Genomic DNA, 6,375 nt, shown 5'->3' with positions numbered 1-6,375 from the left:
AGCCTTTATACAACGGAAAGTTCGCCCACCACGGCTACTCTTTTCAACTCCGCTTAGTTCTTTTTTATCATGGATTCACTGTCGCTTAACTTGTTTTCTGATTCGTTTTCATCCCGCCACTCATCCCTGTAAACGGATAGAGTGCGGGACTTCTCACTCACATTAGTTAAACCGATATTTAGTTTTTATACCAAATCACAAAATGGCGTAGCCATTTTGTGATTTTAAAACCCTTACTGGGTTTGTTTTTTAATTTCCAAAAGTGTAGCTACACTTTTGGAAATTGGTATTATAGCTGTCGCCAAATGTATTAAGAAATAAACCCCAAGAATTGACTGGCGGCGCTTCGCGCCGTCAGTCAATTCTTGGGGTTTATTTGTCCTCAATGATCTCGCTATTCCCTTTGGCGTTGCTCCTGAGTCCGATGGGACGAGCCGTACCAGTGCATTCAAATTTGGACAGACTATATCCAAAACCCAGTAAACTCGTTAGCATTGAGTAAGTCCTAATCAATTAACAAATCAATCAATTTTTTATGTCGGAAGCCATTCTTCTCAATACTTTTTTCTGGGCTGCCATTGCCCTACTCGCGATCGCCACCAGCGGAATTGGCTATCTTACCTATTTGGAATGGCAGGATCGTCGCCGTCGTGGAGGAAAAAGTTAAACCACTCATACATCCTATCTCTTGACCAAGGCGCATGCCATGCTAGCCCAAGGTTAATCGTTCCCACAAAACTTTCAGGCAGAGATGCCTCATTGACCGCCAAGCAAAATTTAAAGGTGGCGATCTGTTCCCATTGTTTGAGATGTTTGAATACGCGCACGATCGCTTGACGATAGGGATGATTGGGTTGTTCGTACCAGTCCTCGGAAACTTCGTTGGAGCGATCGAATCCTAAGTGGACGAGCGAAAGCTGCGGCGAGCCATTTTGGGGCGATCGCGCCGATCGGTCTTCAGTATCAGCATTGGCAAATAAATGCGTAAAAGCTGGAGATGTCTCCTCCTGTAGGAGCAGATCGTTAGCTGAGGCAACTTCTCGCAAGCGATCGAGCCATCCTAAGGGTTTATCCTCTGTCCACCGAATGCCGAGGGTGACGAGCTTTGACTGCAACAGCAAATGTCCGAGCTTCTCCGCTTTGGTTTCGAGATAGCGCGAGTTGTATTCATTGGTTTCGATCAGTAGGGGCAAACGTCCCACGACTTCAATATCGAAACCTTTGAGTCCAGCGAGTTTGCGAGGATTGTTGGTAATCAAACGCATTTTTTTGATGCCAAGATCGTGCAGAATTTGCGCCCCCACACCATAGGTTCGTAAATCGGCTCCAAATCCTAGTTTTTCGTTAGCTTCAACCGTATCTAATCCTCCATCTTGAAGGTTATAGGCCTTAATTTTGTTAATCAAGCCGATCCCCCGTCCTTCTTGGCGCAGGTAAACAACCACGCCCCAATTGGCAAACTCGATCATCTTTAAGGCGCTCTGTAACTGTCCGCGACAATCACAGCGCAAAGAACCGAGAGCGTCACCCGTCAGACATTCCGAATGCACGCGGACTAAAACTTCATTATCGGGAAAATCCTGCAAATCGCCTTTAACGATCGCTAGATGCTCCGTATTATCAATGGTGTTGCGATAGGCATAGACCTTAAAGTTGCCAAATAGTGAGGGTAAATTGGCTATGGCTTCTCGCCGTACAAAGCGATCGTGTGTGAGACGATAACTAATGAGATCGGCAATGCTGATTAATTTCAGGTTATACAGCTTGGCATATTCCATCAGTTCGGGCAATCGCGCCATCGAACCATCATCATTTTGGATCTCGCAGATTACGCCTGCGGGATAAAGCCCCGACATTTGCGCCAGATCCACTGCCGCTTCGGTATGCCCTGCCCGTTTGAGTACGCCACCATCCCTTGCCCTGAGCGGGAAAATATGTCCTGGTCGCCGCAGATCGTTGGGGCGCGTATGGGGATTAATGGCTGCTTGAATGGTGCGGGAGCGATCCTCTGCGGAAATTCCCGTGGATGTCCCATCCACCGCATCAATACTGACCGTAAAGGCAGTTTGGTGACTATCGGTGTTGCGATCGACCATCAAGGGTAAGTCAAGTTCATCTAGGCGATCGCCAGTCATTGATAGGCAGATCAGTCCTCTTGCCTTTACCGCCATAAAATTTATCATTTCAGGCGTGGCAAACTGAGCCGCACCGATTAAATCGCCTTCATTTTCGCGGTTCTCATCATCGACAACGATGATGAGACGACCAGATTTAAGGTCGTTGAGGGCATCGGGAATAGAGTCAAATTGAAACTTAGTCAAGGCTTACGGTAATGGCTTCAGGCTATTTATATCCATCATATAGCAATCTCTATAGTGCTTGACCGAGAAATATACAGAGTGGTCTAGGGATGCTGTCAGCGCTACTTGTAGCGCCATTTGCTAACCCAAGGGAGGAAGGCGGCGCTTTTTTTAGGAACATTTAGGCTCCTTATCCAGTCTGATGTGAAATATACATAAAATGTATAGGAGAAAACTCAAAATGACAAATCAGCCTAAGCGCTCTAGTACTGCGTTACTTGTTGCAATTAGTTTTATCGGAAGTTCGGCAATTTCCGCGATCGGCGCAACCTCTGCATTTGCTCAGACTACGTTTAATGATGTGCCTACGGGGTATTGGGCGCAAACTTTTATTCAAGAATTAGCTGCAAGAGATATCATTAAGGGTTTTCCCGATGGGGGATTCCGTCCAAACGATCCAGTAACCAGAGCGCAGTTTGCCGCAATGCTTAGTAAAGCTGTAAATAAAGCTCCTGTGAGGGGTAGCGTTACCTTTGTTGATGTTTCCTCAACCTATTGGGCAGCCCCCGCAATTCAAAAGTCTTACACCACGGGCTTTATGTCTGGATATCCAGGTAATGTCTTTGAGCCTACCCAGAATATTCCCCGCGTCCAAATTTTAGTTTCCTTAGCAAATGGCTTAAGTTATTCGGCTAGCCAACCAACTGAAACGACTTTACAAACCTATGCCGATGCTTCAGGTATTCCAAACTATGCCAGAAATAGCGTAGCTGCGGCAACGGAAAATCGCTTAGTGGTTAATTACCCCAACGTGCAATTTTTGAATCCTAATCAAACGGCCACTAGAGCTGAAGTTGCTGCTTTTATCTATCAAGCTTTGGTGAGATCTGGTCAAGCCAATGCGATCGCTTCGCCCTACATTGTGGGGCAGACCACTACTCCCCCAGTCCAAAATCAAACCAGAATTCCCGCTGGCAATGTAATTGCCCTTCAGTATTCTAAGGATAAGATTTTGTTGGGACCTAATGACAAAGTGCCTTTGACTTTATCGGTGTCCCAAAATATTGTTAATCCTCAAGGTGCGATCCTAATTCCATCTGGAACGCAAGTCGTTGGCGAACTGCGAACTGTATCGGGTGGATCTCAATTCTTTGCTAGCGAACTTGACTTTGCTGATGGACGCAAAGTACCAGTCAACGCAACTTCTAAGGTGGTAACTACAACTGAGAAGGTTGATAAAGGTGTAAGCGTTGGCAATATTCTTAAGGGTGCTGCCATCGGTGGAGCGGCAGCGGCTGCCATCTCTGCGGTTACTGGAGATCATGTCCTTGCTACCGAAAAACTGCTTGGCGGTGCTGGTGCTGGTGCATTATTGGGATTATTTTTAGGACGAGATAGCGTAACGCTATCTTCGGTCAATCCTAATACCGATCTAGCGATAACTTTAAATTCTGACTTACTACTCTAATTAGTGTCAGTTTAGTGTCAGTTTGAACTAAGCTAGCAAATTTTTAAAAACCCAAAAGTAAAAGCCTTGCTTCGCAGGGCTTTTACTTTTGGGTTTTGAGAGAGGGTTTGCGTAGCAAACCCTCTCTCAAAACCCAAAATATGAGTGGCGACGTTTTGCGCCGCCACTCATATTTTGGGTTTTGTGTTTTCAGCAAAACTTGCACTTAAAATAAAAACGAGCGGATAAAAATGAGCAGATAAAAATGAGCGGAGCTATGGAAGATCGCACGGAAATATTACGTCAATTAATGAAGTTAGTGAATATATCGAGCTTTCAAATTCTTAGCGATCGCACGGGGGTATCTCGGAGAGCGATCGATACTCTACGTAAAGGCAACGCAGCGACCTTGAAGTATAGCAATTTAGCTAAATTAGCAGAGAGTTTAAACATTGAAGTAACTGAATTGATTGCCAAGTTTATTCCGTCAGATCTAAGTCCAGATCCAAATCTAAATCCAGCCCTAAATCCAGATTCGTATTTAGATCCCCATCCAGATCTACAAGCTCCGAATGACAACGCCGATGCATCTACTGTCACGATTGCTAATTTACGGACTGAATATCAGCGGCTACAGCAAAAATTAGAGCATCAAACCCAAGAATTGCGATCGCAGTTTGAGAGGGAAACCTTTTACCAATTGGAATCGTTACTGTTACAACTGCCATCAGCAGCTTATGCCGCTCAAAATAATCCCAATATGCTTGCTAAAAATATTTTACCCCTCTGGCAACCTTTAGATCAGCTCTTGCAGAAATGGGGGATTACGTCCATTGGTTCCGTTGGGGCAGAGGTTGTCTACGATCCTCAAAACCATCAATTAATGGAAGGAAGCGATCGCATTGAGGAAGGGGCTCTAGCGATCGTTCGTTATGTGGGCTATCGGAAGGGTGAGAAATTGCTATATCGAGCTAGGGTTGCAACCATCACAGAATTGTCTCCAAGGAGTGAGATATAGAAATAATGCATGGGTTGTGAATAAATCTAGACTTTTGACTCGATTCTCAAGAATTTTAAATATCATAAAACAATGCCAACTTCCATTGCTCTCATCGCCCATGACTCCCAAAAAGCTGACATGATGGCGTTAGCCCAAAAGTACCAAACGACCCTATCGCGCTATCACACTATTGCTACCGCCAATACTGGTAAACAGGTTCAAGCTGCAACAGGACTACCGATAGAGCTCATAAAATCGCAGCGGGATGGCGGAGATATTCAAATTACGGCTCGTGTGATTGCGGGGGAGATTGCCTGTGTTCTCTGGCTCTGCGATCCCGATCAACTGCAAACGATCGCTGCTAGTCTTCTTAATCTATTGCGGATATGCCAAATCTATAACGTTCCACTCGCTACCAATCTCTCGACCGCTAATGCTTTGTTGCAATCTCTCCAAAAAAGTCGCGTCGCGCATCTGATATTTAATCCCGTAGCAGGACAGGGGAATCCTGATGCGGATCTGGCGATGATTCGTCAGATATTGGAGCCGCAGATCCAATTGAACGTTATTTTTACAAAACCTGATTTGAATCCGACCGATCAGGCAAAAGCGGCGATCGCTTCGATTCAAAGGCGGCGATCGCTAATTTCCGACACTAATTTTGTCATTGCCTCTGGCGGCGATGGAACGATCTCCGCCGTTGCCAATGCTCTCATTGGGACGGGGATTCCCCTTGGGATCATTCCTAGAGGTACTGCTAATGCTTTTTCCGTCGCTTTGGGCATTCCCACAGGGGTAAAGCAGGCTTGCGAAACGATCCTTACGGGGAATACTTGCATTGTGGATGCCGCCCGTTGCAATGGTTTTCCCATGATTCTGCTGGCTGGTATTGGCTTTGAAGCAGAAACGGTCGAACGAGCCGATCGAGAGATGAAAAATCTCTTAGGTCCTCTTGCCTATCTTATTGCGGGAGCGCAACAACTGTTGGAACAAAAACTCTTTGCGGTTGAGGTGGAAATTGATGGTTCCGTTACCGAGTTTCATTGCGGCGCGATGACTATTGCTAATGCTGCCCCACCGACCTCAGTATTGGCGCAAGGATTGGGAGAAGTGATTCCCAATGATGGATTATTGGATGTAACGATCGCGGTTTCCAAAAATGAGAGCCTCACCCTTACCGATCGCCTATTAGCGATCGATGTTATTGGTAAGCTATTTACTTCTGCATTAGTGAAAACGCCGATTGAGAATGAAGTTTTAGCCTGTTTTAGAACGAACAAAATCAAGGTAACGGCGACTCCACCTCAAAAAGTAGTAGTTGATGGCGAGATAATTGGCACAACTCCAGTGGAAATAGTATGTATTCCCGATGGATTAACTCTTTTTGCTCCATTGGTGAACAGCCTCATTCCCGCGAAAAGGTCAGATGAAGCTTAGCGAAGTTCTTTTTGCCTAAGGCAAAAAGAACTTATTGATAGTACAATCTTCTGCCCGCAGTCAAAAAATATCCTGAGAATGCGGGTATAGTTGTTTTAAATAACTTGTAGACGGGCTTCGACTTCGCTCAGCCCTCGGTGTAAGCTAGCTGAGCGAAGTCGAAGCTGTAGTTTTTATTTGAATTATCTATA

General features: G+C 45.5%; 4 protein-coding genes. 3 read left to right on the top strand and 1 reads right to left on the bottom strand.

Annotated features, from left to right (window positions below; translation table 11 throughout):
• Positions 1-617: 617 nt before the first annotated feature.
• The gene (gene ribBA, locus AC805_RS11995; protein ID WP_055075660.1) at positions 618-2,321 is read right to left on the bottom strand and encodes a bifunctional 3,4-dihydroxy-2-butanone-4-phosphate synthase/GTP cyclohydrolase II; all 1,704 of its coding nucleotides are present in this window, start codon (positions 2,319-2,321) and stop codon (positions 618-620) included.
• A 220-nt stretch (positions 2,322-2,541) separates the two neighbouring features.
• Here ribBA and AC805_RS11990 point away from each other — a divergent pair, with 220 nt between their 5' ends.
• The 3 genes from AC805_RS11990 (at position 2,542) to AC805_RS11980 (ending at position 6,184) form a co-directional block, all read left to right on the top strand.
• Positions 2,542-3,768 carry an S-layer homology domain-containing protein gene (locus AC805_RS11990; protein ID WP_055075659.1) on the top strand — a complete coding sequence of 409 codons (1,227 nt, stop codon included), beginning with the start codon at positions 2,542-2,544 and terminating at the stop codon, positions 3,766-3,768.
• A 244-nt stretch (positions 3,769-4,012) separates the two neighbouring features.
• Positions 4,013-4,765: a helix-turn-helix transcriptional regulator gene (gene grpE / locus AC805_RS11985; RefSeq protein WP_055075658.1), complete on the top strand. Its 753-nt coding sequence runs from the start codon at positions 4,013-4,015 to the stop codon at positions 4,763-4,765.
• A gap of 72 nt (positions 4,766-4,837) precedes the next feature.
• Complete coding sequence (locus AC805_RS11980; protein ID WP_055075657.1) at positions 4,838-6,184, top strand: methylglyoxal synthase; 1,347 nt, start codon at positions 4,838-4,840, stop codon at positions 6,182-6,184.
• Positions 6,185-6,375 lie beyond the last annotated feature (191 nt).

It is taken from the genome of Pseudanabaena sp. 'Roaring Creek', from assembly GCF_001402795.1.
Classification (GTDB): Bacteria; Cyanobacteriota; Cyanobacteriia; order Pseudanabaenales; family Pseudanabaenaceae; genus Pseudanabaena.
Note: the sequence above shows the minus strand (reverse complement) of the source record. Positions and strands in the feature narration are given on the sequence as shown.